Raw genomic sequence first — 24,640 nt, 5'->3', positions numbered from 1 at the left:
AGCTTATAGGCGGTTAATATCAAAATTAAGTATTTGTAACATCACTTTTGAATTTAAGTGAACAGGAGGAGTTATTTTATTGGTAATCCAATCATAAATATCTATATCATTTTGATTAAGTATTAAAGCAAAATCTGTTAAACTATCTATATCCATATTAGCAAGAAATTGTTCAGCAAATTTACCTAATATTAACCCGGTTTCTTTGCAACCACGATTTTTGCTTTGGTATAGTAATTTTTTAGCTAGGAATGCTTTTTTTAAATAGTCCATATTGATAATCTTATAAAAAAATATCATAATATGATTCAGATAGTTTGACAATTACCAAATATAAAATGTAAACTGTATATTAAGTAGTATATACTCAATTAGTCTAAATCTTGTTCTTATTCAATAAATTTTAATATATTCAAAAAAATGCAGATGCCTATAAGTATCAAAAATATATCTTCCTTAGAAGCTTATAAGTTGCTAGAAATGGATGAGTGTACCATTGTTGTTAATATTAGAACTACTGAAGAATGGCAAAAAATAGGTATTCCAAAGCTTGATAAATATCAAGTACTTTTTCTTAGCTGGCGTTTATTACCTGATATGTCATTAAATCGTGAATTTAACAACCAGTTTATGTCGAAAGTCAGTAATAAAAATAATGTATTATTCCTTTGTCGTTCAGGTGCCCGATCTCATGAAGCGGTCTTGTGTGCTGGTGGTTTAGGTTATACAAAATGCTACAACATCGTTGATGGTTTTGAAGGAGGAGGTAATGGAGCTGGTTGGAAACAAAATAATTTACCATGGCAAGTTCTGTGAATACTAACCAAAATCAATTGACTGTAGAAAAGGAAGTAGCTCATTATAGAGATATTTGGCAGCATGTGTGTTCTGATCTTAATAAACATTACGGTGAGTCTTTGTATAAAAGTTGGTTCAGTAAGATTAACTTTCTAGAAGCTTCTACTACTACTGTTATACTTTCTACACCAACAAATTTTATCCGAGATTGGATAAAATCAAAATATGCATGTGATATATTGCAATCTTGGCAGTCTTATGACAAAGATATTAAATCAATTGAGATAGTTACTAAAGAATTACTAGAACAAAATCCAAATATACCTGAATATTTAGCAAAAATTCCATCAATAAAAGAAGGAATGGATCTCAATTCCGAAGGCATTTTTTCAGCATTAGACTTACGATTTACTTTTGAAAATTTTGTAGTTGGTGGACCAAATGAGTTAGCATATGCAGCCTCTAGAGCAGTTGCTGAATCAGAAAGTGCCGTAGCTGAATCTAACCCCTTATTTTTGTATGGGGGTGTTGGTCTTGGTAAGACACACTTAATGCATGCTATTGCTTGGTATATAAGACATAATAACCCGACTCGCAAAGTAATTTACATGTCGGCAGAAAAGTTTATGTATCAATTCATCAAAGCACTTCGTAATAAAGATGTTATGTCATTTAAAGAAGAATTTCGTTCAGTTGACGTGCTAATGATCGATGATATTCAATTTATATCTGGTAAAGATAGTACTCAAGAAGAGTTTTTTCATACTTTCAATGCTTTGATTGATAATAATCGTCAAATGGTTATATCATGTGACCGTTCACCGTCAGATTTAGATAATATTGAAGAGCGGATTAAGTCTAGGCTTGGTTGGGGCTTGGTTGCAGATGTTCACAGTACTACTTATGAACTAAGATTGGGGATATTAGAATCTAAGCTTGAACAGATGAATATTCACATACCTAAAAATGTTGTAGAATTCTTAGCATCAAAAATAACGTCAAATGTCAGAGAGTTAGAGGGGGCTCTTAATAAAGTTATTGCTCATTCAACTTTAGTTGGTAGAGAGATAACTTTAGAAAATACCCAAAATATTTTACGTGACTTACTACGTTCCAATGAAAGAATTATAACGATTGAAGATATTCAAAGAAAAGTAGCTGATCGTTATAATATTAAATTTTCTGATATGTCTTCTCCTAGACGTATTCGCTCAATAGCTAGACCAAGGCAAGTAGCTATGTATTTAAGTAAAACATTAACCCCAAAAAGCCTTACTGATATCGGTAAGAAATTTGGTAAGAAAGATCATACTACAATAATGCATGCTATCAAAAAAGTAGAAGAATTATGTGAAATTGATACAGAATTTCGTGAGGAACTTAGTCTGTTAATGAAAATACTGCAAAACTAGATTACTATGAACTTAAAGAAAAGCACGTTTCCCATAATAGAAGTCTTATCCCGAATTGGCTTTAATATTTCGAGGTATTATGCTATTATAACCTCAGCATCCGTAATGGAAGTCAATAAGAAAATAATAACTTAACATAAATTTTCATTGCAAGAAGAATTATTTTTGACAATAGAGTGCATAAAAGCTAGTAATTTACGCATAACAGCAACAAGAGCAACTTTTGCTGGTTTATGTTTAGCAATTAAGTGGTCATAAAAATTACGTAAACGCTTATTACATCGTAAGGCAGCTACTGCAGCCATATAAAGAATTCTTCGAAGATTACCTCTACCTGCAAAAATACTTCTTCTACCTTTATAACTACCGCTTTCTCTAGCAAAAGGAGCAAGACCTACCAAAGATGTTAACTGTCTAAAAGTAATATTGCCAAGCTCTAGTGCTTCACATATTACTTTTAGAACCTGAATGGCGAAATCTTACTAAGTGGTAAACAATTAAACAAAACTTCTCGTCAACTTCTATCTTTGATAGTGTCTCGTATACAATTTTATAACAAATGCTAGAGAAATAGAATATTTTTTTGAATATTAATATATATACTCGGTGAACTTCAAGAATTGGTGTTCCTGCGACCAAAGATCGAAGCTGCTCCGTTACTCATGTACACCTAACAGCTCGACTTTGCTACTGCCTAGCTCTTCATTTACAAGCAGTATATATAACATGTGTTTATCAGACATCTGAGTTAGAGAACAAAAAATATACAAAAAGGGCAAAAAAACTATACGACAAACTTTGCCGTTTTGGTATAATGTATGAATAAAAAATATTATGTTTTACGAATATTGGTTGAATATGTAAGAGTTTCGTCTGAAAATGAAAGATAGAATACAGATTTGCAATATAATGCTTTGATAAAAGCTTGAGTTGATCAACGTAATATATATAAAGATCAAGCTAACTTACACAAAAGAAATTATTTACTCGATGTTAGTTATATGTGGACCTACCGCTAGTGGCAAGTCTTATTTGGCACATTATTTAGCTAAAATATATAATGCTGAGATAGTTAACTGTGATTCTATGCAGATATATAGGCAGATTCCCATTATTACTGCCTCGCCATCACAAATATACCGTAATGAGATTCCTTATCATCTTTATAATTTTTTATCTATAGAACAAGAATTTTCGGTAATACAATATATAAATTATGCTCTTGAGAAAATTACAGACATTCGTAGTAGAGGCAAGTTACCAATAATTGTTGGTGGTACTGGGTTATATATTAATTCATTACTTTTTGGTTATAATGAAATACCATCAATATCTCCTAAAATTAGGCAATATGTTAGAGAGCTACACTCTAAGATTGGTTCGACCCAGTTTTTTTATAAACTAAAAGAGCTAGATAACCTAGCTGTTCAGAAGTTAAATGAACACGACACTCAAAGGGTTATAAGAGCCTATGAAGTATTTATGGAAACCGGGCAATCTATATTTGCTTTCCAAAGTTTACAAAATAAATCTATTCTTCCAGCATTTGATTTTAAGGTAATTTTTCTACATCCAAAGAGGGAATTTCTTTATCAAACATGTAATACTAGGTTAGAAAAATTATTTAATGAAGGAGCAATTGAAGAAGTAGCTCAAATTAAAAAAGATTTTCCTGATATATATTCTTCTGCAATAAAAACCATTGGTCTACGGGAAATATTATGTTATTTAAATAATGAAATTACTTTGCAAAATGCCATAAATCTAGCACAAATTAAGACTAGGCAATACGCAAAAAGGCAAATTACTTGGTTCAAAAACCAAATACAAGACAAGATAACTCTACAATATTCTAATAATCAGCAATTTGAAGAGTTGATTATTGATTTGTCGATGATTTTATAAAAAATTTATCAAATAATTTGCATATATCTATTAGTGTAGTTGATTTTTGTGATATATTGTCATGCGGGAAGGATGAGTTTTATAGTTAATCCATTATATGTTCTAGATCAGGAATCTATTCGAGTTAGCTATAACGAATCTATAGGGTATTGTGGTTCAATAACTTCTTTCGAAACTCTATTTCTGCTGGTGATTTGTACATGATACCGACACTCTACTCCTCACGTACATTCAAGTATGCTACGGTTCAAGGTGAAGTGTCTCCTTCAAACCCTTGCACATAAGTGAGTTTCGAAAGAAGTCTAATTTATTGGCTTTTATGTTAAATGAACGTATAACTGAAAATATTGTTAGGAATCTATTACGAGAGAAAGGTTATTATGATGATAACCTTATAATAGAAGAGCAATCATCAATAAATCCCAAAATAGATAAATTACTAAAAAATTCTTCAAAAAGTGGTAATGGTGCAGGACGTCTAGAATTTATTATATCTTTTAAAAATAATCCGGATAATTTAATTGTCATAGAATGCAAGGCAAGCATATCACAACATGAAAGTAAAAATAGAAACCTATATAAAGATTATGCTGTAGATGGTGTTTTATTATATACTTGTTATTTAAAAGATGCTTTTAATATAATCGCTATTGCAGTTAGTGGACAAAATGAAATAGAGCAAAAAATCTCAACTTTTTTGTGGTTAAAACAACATTATACCTATAAGGGTATGCTCGACAATATTTTTCTAAAATCCATAGAGATTGAAAATATTATCAAACAGCAATCTAAGCCATTTGCAGAAGAAGAGCTTATTAAGAAAGCAATAGAATATAATTCATTTTTGCATAATTATTCTATACCATAAGTCGAAAGATGTACGTTAATAAGTGCAATTTTAATTGCATTGCAATATGCTCCCTTTTTGAGTAGCTACAAATATTACACATCCAACAAAGAGCTAACTGAAGCCCTATTATCTGCTTGTGAAAGTGTTTTGAAGCAAAATGATTTAGATTCTGAGAAAAGACAAATTATAATTTTAGAATACTCGAAATTTAGAAACAATAATGATTTTAGTTCTGATATAATTTACAATAAAAAGACAAAGAAAGATGAGAAAAACACCCTTTTGAGGGATTTTATTTTATCTATCAATCAAGATATTTTACCCCATATTGATGAAAGTCAATTTGATATTTTAGGAAAATTTTATACCCAATTTATAAGATATGCTGGAAGTGACAAAAAAACTGGTCTTGTATTAACCCCCTGCCATATTACAGATTTCTTTTGTGATATCGCAGAATTAAGCACTGATGATATTGTTTTTGATCCTTGTTGTGGAACGGCTGGTTTTTTAGTAGCTGCAATGAATTACATGCTTAAAAAAGCAGGAAATAATACAGATAAACATAAAAAGATAAAATCAAGCCAATTAATTGGCATCGAGAAAAGAGCTGATATGTTTTCTCATGCTTGCTCTAATATGATGATGAGAGGAGATGGTAAAAGTCATATTTTATATGGTAGTTGTTTTGATGAGAAGAACAAAAAAATAATAAAAGAACAAAAGCCAACAAAAGGCTTTTTAAATCCACCTTACCAAGATGGAAACGCTGATGAACAATTAGAGTTCATAGAGAATACTTTAGAATGTTTGACTAAAGGTGGCATTTGTGTTGCTATTTGTCAAATGTCCACGGTTGTTTCTGAAGCTAGTAAAGTAATTGAAGTTAAAAAAAGATTGCTAGAGAAGCATAGTTTAGAGGCGGTTTTTTCTATGCCAAACGATTTATTCCATCCAATCAACGTTAATAGTTGTATATTAGTTCTTAAGGCACACTATACACATTTAAAAAAATAAAAAAACTTTTTTTGGTTATTTTAAAAATGATGGATTTGTAAAACAAAAAAATAGCGGTAGAATTGACAAGAATGATTGCTGGAAGAATATAAAAGATTTTTGGTTAGAAAAATACATTAATAAAGAGAGTGTTGCTGGTATAAGTATAATAAATAATGTTACCGCGGAACAAGAATGGTGTGCCGAAGCGTATATGGAAACAGATTACACCAACTTAACGGAAAATGACTTTATTAAAACTATTAAAGATTATGTTGGATTCCTATTTCTGAATAACTATATACAACTTGCAACAGATAGTATATCTTCTAATCAGGATATTAGTTTAGAAACTGCAAATTGGCAATATTTCTACATTTCAGACATATTTGGAATTTTAGAAAAAGCTAAATGCGGTAATGCTTCAGTACTGTTAACTAGTGGAGAGGATGTTTTTTACATAGGAGCTAAAAAGACCAATAACGGTGTTATGGAAAAAGTTGTAACAGTTGATAATCTAATCTCCAAAGGCAATAGTATAGTATTTATAGGCGATGGACAGGGTTCGATTGGATACACAAGTTACCAACCATTTGATTTTATTGGTTCCACGACATTAACCTTAGGTTATAATCAGAAATTAAATAAGTATAATGCCATGTTTTTAGTAACTGTGCTTGATCTGGAAAGATACAGATATTCTTTTGGTAGAAAATATGGGAAGAATATTGTCAATAGTGCAAGAGTTAAATTACCAACAACACGACAGGGAACACTAGATTGGGAATTTATGGAAAACTATGTAAAATCATTACCCTATAGTGGTTCTCTATAAAGAGAATAACACTATACTCAAATCATTTGAGTATACTATACCTTTACTGTCAATTTTAATTTGATCAATTAAATCATCGAAAGAAGTCTATTGCTTACCGCAAACCGTCTTAAGTAAGTTAAGCCAAGCAATCCAGTCACGTTTACCTAAATCTTCTTCAAAGATAATAAATCTTGTACCGATTTTCTACAAGTTTCTTGAGATGGTATGATTAACTCCTGATTTGTGGAACATGCTAAACATTGGGTTTTACATGCTTGCTCTAAATGATAAGTATAAAACATAGCTTCATGTATTGTCCTACCACATACTAATATTCCGTGATTACGTAGAAACATAACATAATTTTTCCCAAGATCATCAAGCATTTTATTACTGTGATTAGACGTAAGTATAAGAGAGTTATATTCATGATAAGATAGTCTTTCATAAAAATGCAGTGCCCACTGACTTATTGGCATTAATCCTACTCGCATAGATGATACAGCAACAGTTGCGGGAGTATGCAAATGAAAGATAGATGAAATATCCTCTCTTGTTTTATAGATATTACCGTGAGTGACGTAGCCGGTTTCATTGTAACTATATTCGCTACCCTCTAAAACTGTTCCATCCAAACTAACTTGCAGTAAATTATCGCTAGTTACTTCCTCAAACCTTAAGCCAAAAGGATAAATATAGTAAAAATCAGCTCCTTTAGGTCTTGCCGATAGATGAGTATATGTATGATCATCTAAGCCCAAAATTGCAAGAATTTGGTAGGCAGAAGTTAAATTAGATTTGATCTCTAAAGTCATTATTATATCATTTTAGTTAATTACTATTTTGAAATATTTTTAATTTGAATTCAGGTAGCACTGCAAACAAATGATCAAAAATATCTGATTGAATATCTTCATATATACCCTTCCTTATTTCATGAGTAAAGACATATAACTCTATTGGTAAGCCATTAGGAGTTGCAGGCAGCTGACGTACTAGAAATGTAAAATCTTGTTGATATATCATGGGGTGATTTCTCAAATATTCTTTTACATATAATCTAAATATCTTGATATTTGTTACATAGTCACCTAGCTGTTCCAAACTCACTTTATCCATTGCTTCTTTTGTCAAATATGATGATTTTTTCAATTCTTGTATAAAAGATACAGTTGAGAGCAATACAATAGTATTTATGTCAATACAGATTGGTCCCTGGATTTTTCTTGCCATTGAGTCACTTATACCTCGCGAGTTTACTACATTAGTTGTTAAAAGACTAGAAGTGGGTATTGTCGAAATAGTTTGATCACTATTCCTAATTTTAACGGATGTAATAGTAATTTTCTCTACAGTACCTTCAACATTATACTGGCTAATACTAACAAAATCGCCAATTCGTATTATATCCTGCGAAATTAGCTGTAAGCTTGATATCAAAGCCACAACAGTATCCTTAAATAGAAAGGTTAACAACGCTGCTGCTGCTCCTAAGCTAGTAAAAAATGCACTAAGGGAAACATTTGGAATACTGGAAATAATTATAATGGTAGCAATAGAAATAATAAATATTTTCAATATTTGAGTGTATAAACTTAAATAGGATTGGATAGAAATTGTTAGTCTGTTTCGATAAATATCTGCAAAAGCATCGATAAGAGATAAGATTAGCATTGTAACGAAACCGCCTGTATAGAGGATTATCGCAATATTCTTGATGCTAATTATCCAAGATAAAGTAGGAGGTGGTTGTAAGATATTGCACCAGAATATAATGTATAAAGCTAGTAATGTATGTAATAAATAGGTGTATATAGAATATTTTTTAAATATTTTTTCATAATCATGATGCCATTGATCAATATATTTTTTGATCATTGAAAATATTATTTTTTTAATAAAAATAATCAATGGAATGATCGAAGCTATCATAATGATTAACATTAAAATTTCTTGATCATATTTATGATAAAGAGCTAATAAATATTGTACTGTCATAAAACAACCTTTTTGTTAAAGAATAGATAACATTAATTTGGTATAAGAATAATTATTTTTCTACCTAATTCTTATAGTATACAATAATTATAATGTACACTAAGCATTATTATGAATCTTTTATAAAAGATATTATATTTGACTAAATATAATATCTATTTAAGTGGTAGTTAATGTTTCTTCTCCGATTGCTTGCAATCGATAAAGCTTGCGTATATAATAACCGTATGACCTTTCCAAATATCAATCCTGTTATTTTCTCTATTGGACCATTTAGCGTTTATTGGTATTCCATGGCTTACGTTTTTGGTATATTAGCTGGGTGGTTCTATGCTTATAAAATTATAAAAAAATTTAAAATTGGTGTTACTGCTGCAAACTTAGAAAATTTTGTTACTTGGGCTATTCTTGGTATCGTAATAGGTGGAAGATTGGGCTATGTGTTACTATATGATCCGATTAAATATCTTTCTAATCCTATTCTTATTTTCAAGACTTATGAAGGCGGTATGTCATTTCATGGTGGGATGATTGGCTTAATCATATTTAGTTATTTTTTCTGCCATAAGTACAAAATTAACTTCTTATTGCTATGTGATATATTAGCTACAGTTGGTTCTATCGGTGTATTTTTAGGTAGAATAACCAATTTTATTAATGGGGAATTATATGGCAGAGTGACTACAATGCCTTGGGGAATGATTTTTCCAAATAGTGATCTACAAATAAGACACCCCAGCCAACTTTATGAAACATTTTTCGAAGGAGTTATATTATGCTTAATTCTAGCTTATGCCACTTTTAAATACAAAACTATAAAGATCCATGGTTTGAATTTAGCTATATCTTTAATAGTATATTCAGTATTTCGAATTATTATAGAAATATTTCGTGAACCAGATTTCCACATAGGATTTATTTTTAATAATTTAACTATGGGGCAAATTTTATCATTACCTATGCTAATAGTAGGAATTTATTTAATAATACAAATTAAATGCCAATCAACTCCAAAATAAGAAAGCTTATTGAACAGAATGGTAGTATTAAGCTTGATGAAATGATGCTCCAAGTAACATCTGTATCCCCTTCTTCCTATTATCAAAAACAGAATAAATTAGGTTGCTTAGGAGATTTTACGACATCTCCAGAAATCTCTCAGCTTTTTGGTGAAATGATAGCTTTATGGGTTATTGACCAATGGTATAAAATGGGTTGTCCTCAAAAAACTAATTTAGTTGAGTTAGGTCCTGGGCAAGGAGTATTAATGCGGGATTTGCTCAATGTTGCTAAATTAGTTCCAGAATTTTACCAATCTCTCTCAATAGAATTGATTGATATTAATCCCCATTTTATCAAGAAACAACAAGCAAACCTAAAGATGGTAGGTTTACCTATCAAACACCATACAGCAGTACAATATATCTCTAAAATTCCTTCTATTATAATAGCTAACGAATTTTTTGATGCTATGCCAATTAAGCAATATGTTAAAACCAAAGAACTTTGGTATGAATCAACACTTATTATTGACCCAGCCGATGGTAAAATTAAATTCGATAAAATAGAAGTTAGTAAGGAATTGCAACGCTATCTACTGCAAGAACACTTAAATGCACATGATGGAGCAGTAATAGAAGAATCACCCAAATCATTAGAAATCATAAAATTTATCAGCAAGCATATCATGAAATTTGGTGGGGCGAGCTTGGTTATCGATTATGGTTATGATATAGATCCAATAAAAAGGACACGTAATCAATATAATCCTACTTTACAAGCAATAAAAAATCATAAATATTATCCTCTGCTTGAAACTTTAGGGGAAGCTGATTTATCAGCACAGGTTGACTTTTATGCCCTAAAAACAGTAGGAAAAAATATAGGAATAAATGTTCATGGCTCAATAACTCAACGTGATTTTTTAATTAGTAATGGTATATTATTACGAAGTCAACTTTTACAAAGTAAATTACCTACTATAGAAGCAAATATAATAGCAAAACAAGTTGATAGGCTAATCGCTCTCAATAAAATGGGACTATTGTTTAAAGTATTGTGCCTTGTATACTGCTGTGATTTCAAGAGTTGGGTAGACGAAGGTCAACTTCAAGAAGAGCTATGAGTGTCAAAGTCGATCTGCTAGGCGTACATGAGTAACGGAGCAGCACAGATTTTGACACGACGACGCCAATTCTTGAAGTTCACCGAGTATACAGTAAGAAATTATTTAATCACCTCAATTTCGGATTAATTTTATTAATCCGAAGTTGGAATGAAAATTTATGTTAAGTTAACCCGAGTTGCCAATTAATTTATAAGAGCAGAGCTAGGTTTTATGAACATTTGAAGTTAATTTGTAACATTAAAACACTTAATAAAAACTATATTTTTTAGAAATATGTTTGTATTAAAAATGTTTTAGTATCGAGCCTCACATGAAACCAGCGTTAAATATAGCTTTTGCCAGTATAATTAATTGGCAACTCGGGTTAAGTTACTATTTTTTATTGACTTCCATTACGAATGCTGAGGTTTCTTGAAGTTATACTATCATCTAGCCAACTCTTGAAATCATAGCAGTATACTCGAATGATCCTACGAATTGGATTTGAAAACGAGGGACGAACATACGCAGCGTACATGAGGTATGTGATTATGCGAATCCCTGATATTGTCAAAAACTAATTTTTTAAGGCAGAAGAGTATACTCTTCCCGATTTACCCAATATAATCCCCTGCTATTCAAGAAAAATTATTAAAAAATTTGATAAGTTAAGAAATGCCATTACGGAAGCTCTATCTAAACTTTTCTGGATTAACTATAAGATTATATAACCCCAGTTGCCAATTAAATAGGAGAGATGAAAGGTAGATTTTAAAAGGGACATAGGTTATTTTATCTTTTTCAACCAATAACAAAATAACCTATGAAAAAAGATTTTACCGCAATTTACTGTTTTGTCGACGATTTTATAAAGAATTTGGAAAATAATTTGCCTACAATTAATAGTAGTAAATTTAAACCTGGTGTAAGTAATTATTTATCAATAAGCGAAGTATTAACCATATTAATTGGTTACTATGATTCATATTGTGATTGTTTTAAGCATTATTACAAACAAGTAATCTTACATAATTATACAGAAGATTTTAAACTTGTTAGTTATGAACATTTTACTAAATTGATAGGTAGAAGTATGCCTTATTTAGCAATATTACTGAATCATTTGCTTGCTGAATGCACAGGTCTGTCTTTTGTAGATGCTACAGGTATAGCCGTATGTAAGAATTATCGTATAAGTTCACATAAGGTTTTTAAAGGAATAGCGGCAAGAGGAAAAACCACTAAGGGGTGGTTTTATGGACTAAAGTTACATTTAATCATAGATTCCGAAGGTAATCTGATAAAGGTATCTTTCAGCAGTGGTAATAAGGATGATAGGAAAGGACTTAAAGGAATGATATTTGGTATATATGGCAAAGTTTTTGGCGATCGCGGTTATATATCTAAAGAATTATTTGATGATTTGTATGACAAAGGCATCCAACTTATTACTCGGGTTAAAAAGAATATGAAAAATATATTAATCCCTATTATAGATAAGGTTATGTTGCTCAAAAGAACTCTGATAGAAACCGTAATAGGCAAACTTAAATTTCTTGATAAGTTAGAGCATTCTAGACATAGATCAGTTACAAATGCATTTAGTCATATGCTATCCTGCCTAATCAATTATCAGTTGCTAGAAAACAAACCTTCTATCAAAACTTTGCTTCCTATAGAACTTTTTGATATACAAAATTAATTGGCAACTGGGGTTATATAAGGTATCACCTGCTGTCTTATGAACCAATGCAGATGGGTGAAAATAATCAAAGAACAGATAGTTGCAAATCTCATACTTACTACATGGGGGATTATATGTAGCTCTCAACTCTCCTGTTAATATTAACTCTAGTAATGTCATAAGATTTTGATGATCAGCTATATCCGAAACGCAAGCCTTGGAGATATTCTTCCCTTTTTTCTTGTAATCAATGATCACATTCTTTAACGTATTATTTATATCAAATAGTCTTATATCAATTTCTGGATACATTTTTCTAAAGTTCTCTATTTTATCATTTAACTTTTGATTAAAATCCTGCGTTAATTGTGTAGCCACTAATTGTTTATTGGTATTGATAAAAGCCGGGATCAATCCTATATCTGGCACATTACCCACGACTATATGTTTGACATTTCTTTTTGCTAGAAGCTCAAGGACATTAGATATTTCAGTAATACTCTCATTAATTATTCCAACAGCATCTTTAGAAAAAACGGCTGCCATAACATCATTTCTACCAATCATGATTATAAATAAGTCGTCTTCTCCAATATCTGGATGATGTCTAATAAGGGTATTAAATTGATTCTTTAACTGAAACTGATTAAATAATAGGATATATGGTAAGTCATTACCAACAGATGCCCATTTGAAACAGCATAATTGGTACCAATTTGATCATGTAGAGTATAAGTCGTCGTACTTCTTAAACGTTCTTTTTGCAAAATCTGTTCAACTGGTATTGATAATTCTTTAGATTTTTGCTGTACAATCCATTGTTTAAATTCTGGTGTTATGTTAAAACTCCAACCAGCTGTTATCGGTAGACCTAACCCCGCAGCTACATATTCAACAGCTACTGGACCATCACTAAAGGATACTCCTTTATAGAATGGTGGAGAAAAATAGATTTTCTTAATCCACTTCAATGCTTGGAAGTCTTGTTGCATAATGCTCAATGCATTGTTAAGAGTTCCAATGAAAGCTCCGGTGTCAGATAAACTGTCACCCATAATATACAATTGCCTGTATTTTATATCGGTTTGAGATGTGGATATCTTTTGTTTAGACAACAAGCTGAGTGGAACATTTTTGCATCTGTTACTGCCGCAGCCAATTAGTAACAACGATAATAGTGACATCAAGAAAAATTGACTCAATAACTTCATAGCAATATACCCAAATATGAATCCTCTCAGACTATGCTGAATCAGATAATTTTAAAAAGCGAAGATACTTATAAACCTCAATTTCAGATTAATTTTATTAATCTGAAATTGGAATGAAAATTTATGTTAAGTTACTATTTTTTATGAACTTCCATTACGTATGCTGAGGTTATAACATCTTCAATGATGATAAATTATGACTCTAACTGATTGTATATTGAAAAACAAGTGAATTTTATTATTGTTTAAAACCTCAATTTCGGATTAATTTTAATCCAAAACTGAGGTTTAAAGTATTGTGCCTTGTACAAGAGTAAGGTATAATTCCTATAGTAACCTCAAATATTGATGAAAGAAAAAGTATAATTTTTATTATTTAATACCATTTTGCTATTAGTGCTAGCATATATTTAGGATATTATACTAAACACAGAATAAATATAAGAAACAGTTTTGTATGATAGATGATGCTAAAATAGAAAATATAGACTTTGGTAATGCATTATCAGAGCGTTACCTCTCTTATGCCTTATCAACAATTATGTCAAGATCCTTGCCAGACGTTCGTGATGGATTAAAACCAGTGCATCGCAGATTATTGTATGGCATGCTCCAACTAAAGTTAGAACCGACCTCTGCCCATAAGAAATGTGCAAGAGTTGTCGGTGATGTAATGGGTAAATATCACCCACATAGTGACGTTGCACTGTATGATACATTAGTACGTCTTGCACAAAATTTTTCTCTCAGATATCCACTAATTGATGGACAAGGAAATTTTGGTTCTATTGATGGAGATAACGCAGCAGCTATGCGTTATACAGAATCAAGAATGACAGAAATTTGTACCTTATTAATGTCAGATATAGATCAAGATACTGTCGATTTTCGTGCTACATATGATGATTCCGATACCGAACCGGTAGTTATGCCCGCTATGTTTCCTAATTTACTGGCTAATGGTTCAGAAGGTATAGCAGTTGGAATGGCAACCAGTATACCACCACATAATTTACATGAATTATGTGATGCACTAATATATTTAATTGACCATCCTCAATCAAATGTTAACGATATTTTGCAATTTGTCAAAGGCCCTGACTTTCCAACCGGTGGAATAATTATTGATAGAATAGATTCAATCCGCCTAGCCTATAGCGTAGGGCGTGGGAGCTTTAGAGTAAGAGCAAGATGGGCAAAGGAAGACCTAAGTTATGGTTTATATCAGATAGTAATTACTGAAATACCTTATCAAGTACAAAAATCTAAACTTATCGAACAAATAGCTGTACTGTTAAAAGACAAAAAAATTCCTTTAATAAGCAATATTAGAGATGAATCTACAGAAGATATAAGATTAATTATTGAACCTAGGGATCGTAATTGTGATCCTAATGTAATTATGGAGTCATTGTTCAAATTAACAGTTCTAGAAAATAGAATTCAACTTAATATGAATGTTATAGGTTCAAATAATATTCCTAAAGTAGCTAATATACTGGAAATATTGCAGGAGTTTTTATTACACCGACAAAATATTATTACTCGCAGATCTAAATTTCTTATTGGCAAAATTGAACATAGGTTGGAAGTTCTCAAAGGTCTAAGAATAGCTTACTTAAATTTGGATGAAATAATTAAAATTATTCGTGAAGAAGATGAACCTAAACAAGTAATGATAGCTAAGTTTGCTTTAACTGATGTGCAAGTTGAAGCAATTCTTAATACAAGATTGCGATCTTTAAGAAAATTGGAAGAACAAGAAATTATTAACGAGCATAATCTACTCGAAAAAGAACATGCGAATTTACAGAAAATTCTACAAGATCCGAGTGAATTAAAAAAGATAGTTAAGAAAGAAGTTAAAATGGTGCAAACAAAGTTTGGTTTTAGCACTAAATTGGGGTTACGCCGAACTAGTTTTGAAGAAGCTAATATTGTCGCTCAGATTGTTGATATTTCAGCTTTTATAACCAAAGAACCTCTTACCATAATATGTTCCAAGATGGGGTGGATTCGCTCTTTAAAAGGTCATAATAACGATTTATCAACTGTTAAATATAAGGAAGGAGACGCAGAAAATTTTATTCTAGAAGGCTATACTACTGACAAAATTCTTATATTAAGTGCAGCGGGGCGTTTTTTCACTATCCTAGCCGATAATATATTTAAAGGCAAAGGCAATGGAGAATCTATAAAATTGATGATAGATATAGGTAATGAAGAAATCGTAAGTATGTTGGTCTATAAGCCCACCCAAAAACTTTTACTGGCAAGCAGTATTGGTAAAGGATTTATTATTGATTCAGATGAGGTAGTAGCACAAACTAAACTCGGTAAGCAAATTATGCAAATTCCTGCAAATCATTCCTGTATTGCTTGTGTGCCTGTAGAAGGTGATTGTATAGCTTGTATAGGTGAGAACCGGAAATTACTAGTATTTAAACTAGACGAAATACCAATAATGAAACGAGGACAAGGGGTAATTCTACAAAAGTTCAAAAATGCTAAACTTATGGATGTCAAGATATTTGATAGTAGTTTAGGACTAAGCTGGAAAGTAGGAGAAAAGATTAGGGTAGAGAAAGATCTTTTACCATTTCTTGGACGACGAGGTTCGGTTGGTAAAATCCCTCCTAGTGGATTCCCTAGAAATAATAAATTTTCTTAAGATGAAAATATATGAATAATTCCTCTAATTATATTAATAGACCTCTTACAAAACTAGAGATGAATACTACTAAAAAAATCTCTAATAGCTCAGTTATGGACTATATCCTACTCATGAAGCCAAGAGTTATGGCACTTGTTGTATTTACCAGCTTTTCCGGTCTATGGCTTGCTCCATACCCCATCCATCCATTTATAGCTTGCATCGCTATGCTCTGTATTACACTTGGAGCTGGTAGTAGTGCAGCTATTAACATGTGGTATGATAGGGATATTGATGCGATAATGAAACGTACACAAAATAGACCTCTAGTTATTGGGGTTATAGAACCACAGGACGCTTTAGCTTTTGGTGTGGTTGTAGGGTTCTTCTCAGTTTTTTTGATGGGACTTTGTGTTAATCTACTATCTGCTTTATTATTACTAATAACCATATTGTATTATGTCTTCATTTATACCATGTGGCTAAAACGTTCAACAATGCAAAATATAGTTATTGGAGGGGTTGCAGGTGCATTGCCTCCTATGATTGGCTGGGCAACAGTAACTAATGAGATTTCACTTTTCTCCTTTTCTTTATTTATGATTATTCTAACCTGGACACCGCCACACTCGTGGGCATTAGCAATTTTTCGCTCAGAAGACTACAAAGATTGTGGTGTCCCAATGATGCCGGTAGTAAAGGGAGAATATTATACCAAAAAGCAAATTCTTGCCTATAGTATCATGATGGTTATTACTTCATTTACGCCCTTTTTTTTAGGAATAAGTAATCTTGTATATTTAGTAACTGCATTGATACTGGGTCTAATTTTTTTATACTATGCTGCCTCTCTGTTTAGTGATAAAGATCATAAACAAGCTAAAAAACTATTTGCCTACTCGATATTTTATCTTTTTAGTATTTTTTTAACATTAGACTTCTCTCGAAACTAGCCGCTTGTGGATAGCAACAGAACAATAGACCTCTTTCGAAACTCGCTTATGCTGAGGGATTTGAAGGAGACGCTTCACCTCAAACCGCAGCGTACTCTAATTCCGTTACGGATTCGAGTACCGCATCATGCATCATTGTCCAAATCACCAGCAGAAGTAGAGTTTCGAAAGAGGTCTAATTTAAAAGCCGGGCTGTTTAAACAGCCCAATTTTAAAATTACCCTGAGCAACTATCCCTCCTACCTCAAAAGCTGTTAATGGCTTTGAAGTAGGAGGAATAAATTATGGGACTTTATTCACTATATTATTATGAGTAGCCTTAAGACTCGTTAGCAGCACACAAACCGAGGATATCGGCAGTATATCCTTCATTAGGGGGATAAATATAGAGTGTAGGATTCAAGTAATGAGTTTTGTATTCTGCTTGCATATCCTGACAGAATTCTGGAGATTTGTTTAGCAAAGGATAAAGCATTGAATAGAGCCCATAGACTTTGCCCTCAAACCCAGTAGGGTTTGACTTCGATATTTGCTTAACCGATTGGTACAATTGCTCAACAATCTTTTGTCTTTTAGTAGCAGTAGCATCTGTATGTGGGTAACAATCTATAGCTTGTGCTTGCTGATATACTTTACCACCTAAACAGACCTTAGCTAAGCAATCCCTCTCTGGCTCTTTATATCCATCTTGAGCAACAATCTTAGATATTTTCATCTTCCTATTAGTATCAACTACATACGTATTTTGTTCATTTTTACAAATAAAACGAAAATTCATAACTTTACTATAAATTTGTTCAGCCTTTGGTTGATCTGAAGGTAAAAGAACTCCAGCTAAATTTAGCAAAACTATCTCTTCCACAGTAGATTCCCATATATTTGGATCACGTTCAAGAGCTTGTTGACAAACTATTCTTCCTTCCTCTATCTTATTTGAAGACAAAAGAAAGTCAGCAAAAAGCAGCAAAATTTTAGGATCACTAATAGTTTTATATACATTAGGATTATTTTTAACAACGTCACTCAAAATGCTTTTAACCTTATCTTTATCAATCTTATACTGTTCCTCATAATGATTAAGTGACGTAATCAAGTTAGCTAACTTAGTTAACTCAGTTAAAACCGTCTCGTCAAGAGGCTTAGCTATAGGAGCTGTAGGAGCTGAGGGAGTCTCTTGAGCAAGTTGCAAATATTTATAATTACTTATATCGATACTGGTATACGCTGGTGGTAGAGATGAAGTAGTAGAAGAGTCACCGGCTTCATCCCCTTTAGTATCTTTTGTAGGTGAAGCTTTAGGTTTAAGTGCCTCTAATTCAGCTTTGTGTTCAGTTTTAAGTTTCTCTAATTCAGCTTCGTGTTTAGCTTTAAGTTCTTCTAACTGTTTCTCCTGTTCATCAACAGTTATAACCGTCTTTAACTTAAGGGTAGATTTGTCATATTTCTCTTTATCTCTTTCAACTTCTTTTACAGCTTTCTTTATAGCTTTCTTTACAGGTGCCGTAGCAACTGTTGGATTTGAGTTGTACTTTAAAACATAGGCAGCAGCTTTGGCAGCAACTTCTTTATCATTAACTTGGTTACTAAGGTGATTTTGCCATTTTTTAAGGATATTATGAATATCTTGACGTTGTGTAAGATTATTCTTTGATTTGTCTTCAAAATACTTCAAAGCTTCATTTGGATCTTTTATTGTACTAAAGTATAGATCAAATATTTGGAAATTATGGCTATTTTTATTCAAATACTCCATTTTTGCACGAGCTTGGTCATATTTTCCAGTCTTAATTAGTAACTGAACTTCTTCTTTGACCTCTTTTAATAAACTATCGTATTGTGGAGAAATACTGGGTACGTCTTTTGCATTTGCACCAAGTGTTTTATATATCTCCACCCATCTTTCTAGTCCTATTATAGATTTATCTCTATCAGGACTATACTTGTTATACGCATGCAATAAATGTTCATTATGTTCTTTAAACTCACCTGCTCGGAAAGCACTAATAGCTTGATACTCGTATATCTTAAATAATAATTGCTTTGTTTCCTCAGGTTTAAGGATACAGTCTTTTTTGATATCGTTATATAAAATTTTATATTGAGCCTGAGCCGCAGTATAACTGGATTGATCGAGAGCCGTACCGATCTTTTGTATATCACCATATTGTTGATTTAAAGCTCCAAGCGTGTCTTGGAAATATTTAAATTTGAGTGCTAAAACAGGATCAGTACTAGTACTCCTATCTAGACTAGCACTCTTATTTGGACTAGATCTCTTCTGAAATATCTGAGCTATTTTAGACATAATATCCTCCTGGTATAGTTATTGTTTTCATTATTTAATTAGTAGCAGTTAGATTTTATATTATCTAAACCTGCTGCTAAACTACTTTAGTTGTGTAATACTACACACAGAGCTGTCATCCGAGCTACGGCAGGAATGACAGCGTTTGTACTACTGGTACTCCAGTATTACATTTTTAGTACGTAGAAATAGGCTCTTGCATAACTTCATTCTTGTAAGGTAATCTTATTGTCAAAATTAAGTAAGGAATTATACATATCTTGTTCCACTTATACTCCTTACTTAATTTTTTTCCAAAACTTCCTCTTTCATAATTTAGCGATACAAGACGTCTTCAGTATATTAAGACAGGTTTATAGCCGGTAATCAAGTAATATCAAATAACATCACGAAAATTATATTAATAACCCTAATAAATAGTAACTTTTTTGTAACTTATGATATTTTTGCAAATACTTCAAGTTTTTCAGTAGACCTCTTTCGAAACTCGCTTGTGCTGAGGGATTTGAAGGAGACGCTTCACCTCGAACCGCAACGTACTCTAATTCCGTTACGGATTCGAGTACCGCATCGACGTACAAATCACCAGCAGAAGTAGAGTTTCGAAAGAGGTCTAGTATAGTTAACCTCAACTATTGATGTAAGACATCGGTTTAATAGCTCCGATGTCATCAACTGTTGAAAGTTAGAAGAGGAAGCGGTTTTAATATAACACTCCATTCAATATGTGATTTTAATTATTAAAATCACATATTGAATGATGAAAAAAGTTAATGTTTTTATTTTAGCAAAATGGATTGCCACGCTCACGTACGTTCGCTCGCTAATAGACATATACGTCTATAAAACGTCTATTAGCGAGGAGGCTGTGGTATAGGTATTTGTAAACTTTCAACAGTTGTGCGTTAGGTGTCGTGGCGATCTTGTGAAGTAAGGGTTGCTACTTCAAAATATTGCCACGTCGCCGCTTTCAGCGACTCCTAGCAATGACGTATTTTTTAATAATTCTAAAAAACTTGATTATCGAGTATTAGGCATTTTCTTTTCAAATATTCTCCTTCAACCAAATTAGAAATTTTTTAAACCAACTAGTATCGTTATTATCATTAATATCAAAATTATTTTTTTGTATTTTTAAAGATTGATTTTTTACCATACCTATAGAAGTGGAGTATATATGGGGATTATAATCTTCAGCAAAACCTAGTAAGACCTCTGGTTTACCAATTCGTACTTGTTTTTCAAAAATTTTGCTTGCCAGTTCTTTTACTCCTCGGAGCATTGCCCCACCGCCGGTAATAACAATGCGATAAGCGATCATATTGCCTGCAACAACTTTGTCATATTCTGCTTGAACCATCAATAATATTTCTTCTACTCTTGGATTAATGACAGATGCAAGATATTTTGAAGTAATTGTTGGTCTGCCGCTATCAGGAATCTCCATTTCAGAATCTTCTAAAATAATAACACTATCTTTATCAAAAAAAGATGGCATAGCATTACCATGAAGAATTTTAAGTTTTTCTGCAACATCAAGGCTTACTGAAAAGACTTTTGCTATGTCAGATGTAATATGAAAGCTACCTATATCTATGTAGCTTGTATATAGTAATTTACCTGAGACGAATACACCAAATGAGGTGGTTCTAGCACCCATATCAATTATAATAGAACCAAGAGCTTTTTCATCTTCTGAAAGACAAGCAATTCCCGAAGCGTAAATTGCTAATATAATATTATTTACTTCAACATGACATTTTGCAAAACAATTGGTAATATTCATCAGCATATTAGAATTTGCTGTAATAATATGTAATTCACACCCTAATTCTTTGCCAAACATCCCAACTGGATCTTCAATAGCATTATTATCGTCAAGAATAAATTCTATAGGAAAATAATGAATAATTTCTTGGTCTTTAAGCTTGAACTCCAATAGGGCTTTTTTGATAAGTTTTTTGATATCTTGCTGTGAAATTGGCTGATTAGAAAGTTTTATTTTATTATTTATGTAATAAGACTTAGTGCCATAGCCTGTTAGTGATATAGTTATTTTTTTTATGTTTTTACCGCAATCTTTTTCTAATGCATAAATCGCCCCGACTATGCTATTTTCTGCCTCTTTTAAATCTAATATGACTCCTGATTTAATGCCTTTTGAGTAATACAGATTTTGGCTTATTATTTTTGCTTCCTCTCTTTTGTCAATATATGCCGCAATGCAAGCTATTTTACTACTACCAAGGTCAAGAGTAACAAAGTTAGACAATTTGGCTTTCATAACTTTTAATATTTTTCCATGTAAACTTTACTCGAATCTCGTAAATCTACAATTTTATAGTTCTGATTAAATAATATATTTTTCATATCCAATCCTGCAAGATAATCTAAAGCATGTTCAAACCTTAAGTCCGGCATTTTAACAGTAATACCTTGTTCTAGATTTAAATCCCAACGTCTTCCTCCATAACGTACAGAAGAGATAATTTTTTTAGCTAATTCAGGGTGTTTAGCTAAATCATGAATTAATTTGCTAGTATAAATATTAGCATCTGATCCCACAACATGCAAAAGATTAGAGAAACTACCTATATTATTGGTAATTTTATATCCTTCTTGATCAATAAGAAAAACTTGCCAGTTAATCTGCCAAATAGCAATGGGTATTCTTTCAATTAGCCTTATGTAGAGAGTATTAGGTAATCTTCTCTCAATAATTGAGACATTTTTAATCCAAGGATTGCGTCTCAAATTACTTTTTATTAAATCCAAATCTAGAGAAAAAATAGCTGTACCCTTATCGGCATTTAAAGTAGCCAATATATCTTCTTCCTGAGTATTATACTGTCCTTCTATTAAAACATTTTCAAGTTTAAATCCAATATCAGAAGTAAATTCGTAAGTATTTTGGATAATTTCTTGTCTTATAGGAGCAAAATAGCTAGTAAAGAAAAATGCAGACAGCAAAACCACTAGGGCAATTTTAATAAAAAATACCACCCTAACATACACCACTCCAATCTTTCGTCGCAGCGGTATATTAGCTTTTTTTTTCTTATTAAACATCTTATTCTTTTTCATGGGTCAATGCTTGCTGTTTCCAAAATTTTTTCAATTAGCGAGCAGAAATCTATTCCCTGTGAAGCAGCTATTTCTGGTATAATCGATAAAGGGGTCATACCAGGATGAGTGTTAATTTCTAGAGCAAAAAATTCATTTGTGCTTTCATCCAAAATAAACTCTGCTCTAATTGCACCCCGGCAATGCATGATTTTATATATTCTTTCAGACTCTGCTAGTAACTTATTATACATATTTTGTGGTAATGGAGCTGGGCATAAATGCTGTGCTAACCCTTCTGTGTATTTAGTATCATAATCATAAAAACGCCGTTTTAGGAGTTTTATTTCCAATACCCCTAAGGCTTTGCCGTTTAGAACGGCTACCTGCATTTCTCGCCCCTTAATATATTCTTCAATCATTACCTGATCACCATAAGGAAAATCATAATCAGCAAAAATAAAATCATCCTCAACAAATATCACCTCAACGCCTATACTTGATCCTTGAGCAATAGGTTTTATAACATACGGTCTTGGCATAGGGTCGTTGCTAATATTGTCAGATTTATTAATGACAATACTCTTGGCTATCTTAATATCATTAGCAACAAACCATGCTTTTGCATGTATTTTACTAAATGCTAAAGAAGAAGCAAGAACACCACTATGAGTATAAGGAATCCTTAGGATATTGAGTAATCCAGGCAGACAGCCATCTTCACCATAAGTGCCATGCAAACAATTATAAACTATATCAGGTTTTACCTGCAAAAGTACTGATGCAATGTCTATTCCCATATCAATAAAAGTTACTTTATAGCCACTATCTACCAAAGCTTGGTTAACTCCCGAAGACGATACTAAAGAAACTTCTCGCTCAGCCGACATACCGCCACCTACTACTGCCACATGTTTTTTTCCTTTATCGCTTAATATTGTAACCTTAGAATTGGCAATAAAGCTTGCTTGATATTTATGCATATTTCCCTATTCGTTTAATCTCCCATTTTAGACTAATTCCACTATCTTCAAATACCTTTTTTTTAACAAGATCACCCAAATCTTCCAAATCACGAGCAGAGCTATTACCATGGTTTATCATAAAATTACAATGTAGTTGTGACATAGAAGCCCCACCAATTCTGTATCCCCTCATACCAGCTTTGTCAATTAGTTGCCATGCTTTATGATTCTCTGGATTAGCAAATGTACTACCGCTCGTCCGTTCTTTAATCGGCTGGGTTGCTAGCCTATTTTTATTTATTTCATCCATTTTTGCTAGGATCATCTCTCGCTCCCCAATAGTTGCCTTAAAGATAGCCCTAGTTATAATCAAATCTTGTGGTAAATTATTACCACGATACTTAAAACCTATTTCCTCGTTAGGGATTAGGATAAAATTCCCTCTAGAGTCTATTGCTTCAATTGCTATGATGATATCTTTAAACTCTGAACCATACGCCCCAGCGTTCATAACCACTCCACCACCTATAGTACCTGGTATACCACTTAGAAACTCAAAGCCAGTAATTGCATGCATCTGACAAAATTTAGCAAGGTTAAAATTAAGGCAACTACTCCCTACCGATATTTGATTATTCGGCATTAATTCTATATTAGTAAAATTTTGACCAAGTTTTATTACAACTCCCTCTATACCACCATCTCTAATAATAATATTTGATCCAGCCCCTAAAACAGTTATTGGTCTCTGTTGTTGGTTTTGTGCTACAAAATCTGCTAAAGTCATTGAGTCTAATGGTTTAAAAAATATCTCCGCAGGTCCACCAACTTTAAACCAAGTTAGATGACTTAGATTGTAATTATTCCTATATTCACCAAGTAATTCCATAATTATAAAATATCTACTTAATAAATTTGTTAAA

General features: G+C 32.1%; 21 protein-coding genes and 1 pseudogene. 11 read left to right on the top strand and 11 right to left on the bottom strand.

The annotated features are described in order from the left end of the window. Positions 1-3 precede the first annotated feature (3 nt). Positions 4-273: a succinate dehydrogenase assembly factor 2 gene (locus tag AAGD19_RS04225; protein ID WP_341747267.1), complete on the bottom strand. Its 270-nt coding sequence runs from the start codon at positions 271-273 to the stop codon at positions 4-6. Positions 274-426: 153 nt separating this feature from the next. On the opposite strand from AAGD19_RS04225, the gene AAGD19_RS04220 reads away from it, so the two are divergent. Together AAGD19_RS04220 and dnaA are read left to right on the top strand one after the other, a co-directional pair. Beyond that, complete coding sequence (locus AAGD19_RS04220; RefSeq protein WP_341747266.1) at positions 427-816, top strand: rhodanese-like domain-containing protein; 390 nt, start codon at positions 427-429, stop codon at positions 814-816. After that, positions 801-2,210: a chromosomal replication initiator protein DnaA gene (dnaA, locus tag AAGD19_RS04215; RefSeq protein WP_410520796.1), complete on the top strand. Its 1,410-nt coding sequence runs from the start codon at positions 801-803 to the stop codon at positions 2,208-2,210. Before AAGD19_RS04220 ends, dnaA begins: the two co-directional genes overlap by 16 nt. 131 nt (positions 2,211-2,341) lie before the next feature. Here the strand turns inward: dnaA and AAGD19_RS04210 are convergent, their stop codons facing one another. Further along, positions 2,342-2,635: a transposase gene (locus AAGD19_RS04210; RefSeq protein WP_341748458.1), complete on the bottom strand. Its 294-nt coding sequence runs from the start codon at positions 2,633-2,635 to the stop codon at positions 2,342-2,344. Between the two features lie 565 nt (positions 2,636-3,200). Between AAGD19_RS04210 and miaA the strand changes: the two genes are divergently transcribed. The 4 genes from miaA to AAGD19_RS04190 all read left to right on the top strand — a co-directional run bounded on the left by miaA (position 3,201) and on the right by AAGD19_RS04190 (position 6,796). Next, a complete protein-coding gene (miaA, locus tag AAGD19_RS04205) occupies positions 3,201-4,115 on the top strand; it encodes a tRNA (adenosine(37)-N6)-dimethylallyltransferase MiaA (protein ID WP_341747265.1) in 915 nt (304 codons plus the stop codon). 319 nt (positions 4,116-4,434) lie between these two features. After that, positions 4,435-4,983: a hypothetical protein gene (locus AAGD19_RS04200; protein WP_341747264.1), complete on the top strand. Its 549-nt coding sequence runs from the start codon at positions 4,435-4,437 to the stop codon at positions 4,981-4,983. Between the two features lie 129 nt (positions 4,984-5,112). Beyond that, the gene (locus AAGD19_RS04195) at positions 5,113-5,982 is read left to right on the top strand and encodes a class I SAM-dependent DNA methyltransferase (protein WP_341747263.1); all 870 of its coding nucleotides are present in this window, start codon (positions 5,113-5,115) and stop codon (positions 5,980-5,982) included. Between the two features lie 193 nt (positions 5,983-6,175). Continuing rightward, positions 6,176-6,796: a restriction endonuclease subunit S gene (locus AAGD19_RS04190; RefSeq protein ID WP_341747262.1), complete on the top strand. Its 621-nt coding sequence runs from the start codon at positions 6,176-6,178 to the stop codon at positions 6,794-6,796. 87 nt (positions 6,797-6,883) lie between these two features. Here the strand turns inward: AAGD19_RS04190 and AAGD19_RS04185 are convergent. Together AAGD19_RS04185 and AAGD19_RS04180 are read right to left on the bottom strand one after the other, a co-directional pair. Beyond that, positions 6,884-7,593: pseudogene (locus AAGD19_RS04185) on the bottom strand (class II aldolase/adducin family protein). Positions 7,594-7,609: 16 nt separating this feature from the next. Beyond that, positions 7,610-8,776 carry a mechanosensitive ion channel family protein gene (locus AAGD19_RS04180; RefSeq protein ID WP_341747261.1) on the bottom strand — a complete coding sequence of 389 codons (1,167 nt, stop codon included), beginning with the start codon at positions 8,774-8,776 and terminating at the stop codon, positions 7,610-7,612. A gap of 227 nt (positions 8,777-9,003) precedes the next feature. Here AAGD19_RS04180 and lgt point away from each other — a divergent pair, with 227 nt between their 5' ends. The 3 genes from lgt (at position 9,004) to AAGD19_RS04165 (ending at position 12,585) form a co-directional block, all read left to right on the top strand. Further along, positions 9,004-9,795 (top strand): prolipoprotein diacylglyceryl transferase, encoded by a 792-nt coding sequence (gene lgt / locus AAGD19_RS04175; RefSeq protein WP_341747260.1) that lies wholly within the window; start codon positions 9,004-9,006, stop codon positions 9,793-9,795. Then, entirely contained in the window at positions 9,774-10,901 is a 1,128-nt protein-coding gene (locus AAGD19_RS04170) for a class I SAM-dependent methyltransferase (RefSeq protein ID WP_341747259.1), read from the top strand. Before lgt ends, AAGD19_RS04170 begins: the two co-directional genes overlap by 22 nt. An 805-nt stretch (positions 10,902-11,706) precedes the next feature. Continuing rightward, the gene (locus tag AAGD19_RS04165) at positions 11,707-12,585 is read left to right on the top strand and encodes an IS982 family transposase (RefSeq protein WP_341747213.1); all 879 of its coding nucleotides are present in this window, start codon (positions 11,707-11,709) and stop codon (positions 12,583-12,585) included. Here AAGD19_RS04165 and AAGD19_RS04160 read toward each other — a convergent pair. Both AAGD19_RS04160 and AAGD19_RS04155 read right to left on the bottom strand, forming a co-directional pair. Continuing rightward, on the bottom strand, positions 12,523-13,140 hold the full coding sequence (locus AAGD19_RS04160; RefSeq protein WP_341748457.1) for an SGNH/GDSL hydrolase family protein: 618 nt from the start codon (positions 13,138-13,140) through the stop codon (positions 12,523-12,525). The genes AAGD19_RS04165 and AAGD19_RS04160 overlap by 63 nt on opposite strands. 59 nt (positions 13,141-13,199) lie before the next feature. Further along, entirely contained in the window at positions 13,200-13,622 is a 423-nt protein-coding gene (locus AAGD19_RS04155; RefSeq protein WP_341747258.1) for a hypothetical protein, read from the bottom strand. A 616-nt stretch (positions 13,623-14,238) separates the two neighbouring features. Between AAGD19_RS04155 and parC the strand changes: the two genes are divergently transcribed. Together parC and cyoE are read left to right on the top strand one after the other, a co-directional pair. Next, a complete protein-coding gene (gene parC, locus AAGD19_RS04150) occupies positions 14,239-16,449 on the top strand; it encodes a DNA topoisomerase IV subunit A (protein WP_341748456.1) in 2,211 nt (736 codons plus the stop codon). A 59-nt stretch (positions 16,450-16,508) separates the two neighbouring features. Then, a complete protein-coding gene (gene cyoE, locus AAGD19_RS04145; RefSeq protein ID WP_341748455.1) occupies positions 16,509-17,384 on the top strand; it encodes a heme o synthase in 876 nt (291 codons plus the stop codon). Positions 17,385-17,703: 319 nt separating this feature from the next. On the opposite strand, the gene AAGD19_RS04135 is transcribed toward cyoE, so the two are convergent. The 5 genes from AAGD19_RS04135 to murB form a co-directional block, all read right to left on the bottom strand. Continuing rightward, the gene (locus AAGD19_RS04135; protein ID WP_341747257.1) at positions 17,704-19,689 is read right to left on the bottom strand and encodes a hypothetical protein; all 1,986 of its coding nucleotides are present in this window, start codon (positions 19,687-19,689) and stop codon (positions 17,704-17,706) included. Positions 19,690-20,734: 1,045 nt separating this feature from the next. Next, the gene (gene ftsA / locus AAGD19_RS04125; RefSeq protein WP_341747256.1) at positions 20,735-21,973 is read right to left on the bottom strand and encodes a cell division protein FtsA; all 1,239 of its coding nucleotides are present in this window, start codon (positions 21,971-21,973) and stop codon (positions 20,735-20,737) included. Between the two features lie 5 nt (positions 21,974-21,978). Next, a complete protein-coding gene (locus AAGD19_RS04120; RefSeq protein WP_341747255.1) occupies positions 21,979-22,773 on the bottom strand; it encodes a cell division protein FtsQ/DivIB in 795 nt (264 codons plus the stop codon). Beyond that, positions 22,770-23,735 carry a D-alanine--D-alanine ligase gene (locus AAGD19_RS04115; RefSeq protein WP_341747254.1) on the bottom strand — a complete coding sequence of 322 codons (966 nt, stop codon included), beginning with the start codon at positions 23,733-23,735 and terminating at the stop codon, positions 22,770-22,772. Before AAGD19_RS04115 ends, AAGD19_RS04120 begins: the two co-directional genes overlap by 4 nt. After that, positions 23,728-24,606, bottom strand: a complete 879-nt coding sequence (gene murB / locus AAGD19_RS04110) for a UDP-N-acetylmuramate dehydrogenase (protein ID WP_341747253.1) — start codon at positions 24,604-24,606, stop codon at positions 23,728-23,730. Before murB ends, AAGD19_RS04115 begins: the two co-directional genes overlap by 8 nt. Positions 24,607-24,640: the final 34 nt, after the last annotated feature.

This window comes from Candidatus Tisiphia endosymbiont of Dascillus cervinus, assembly GCF_964026405.1.
Classification (GTDB): Bacteria; Pseudomonadota; Alphaproteobacteria; order Rickettsiales; family Rickettsiaceae; genus Tisiphia.
This window is presented reverse-complemented; position numbering and strand designations above follow the sequence as displayed.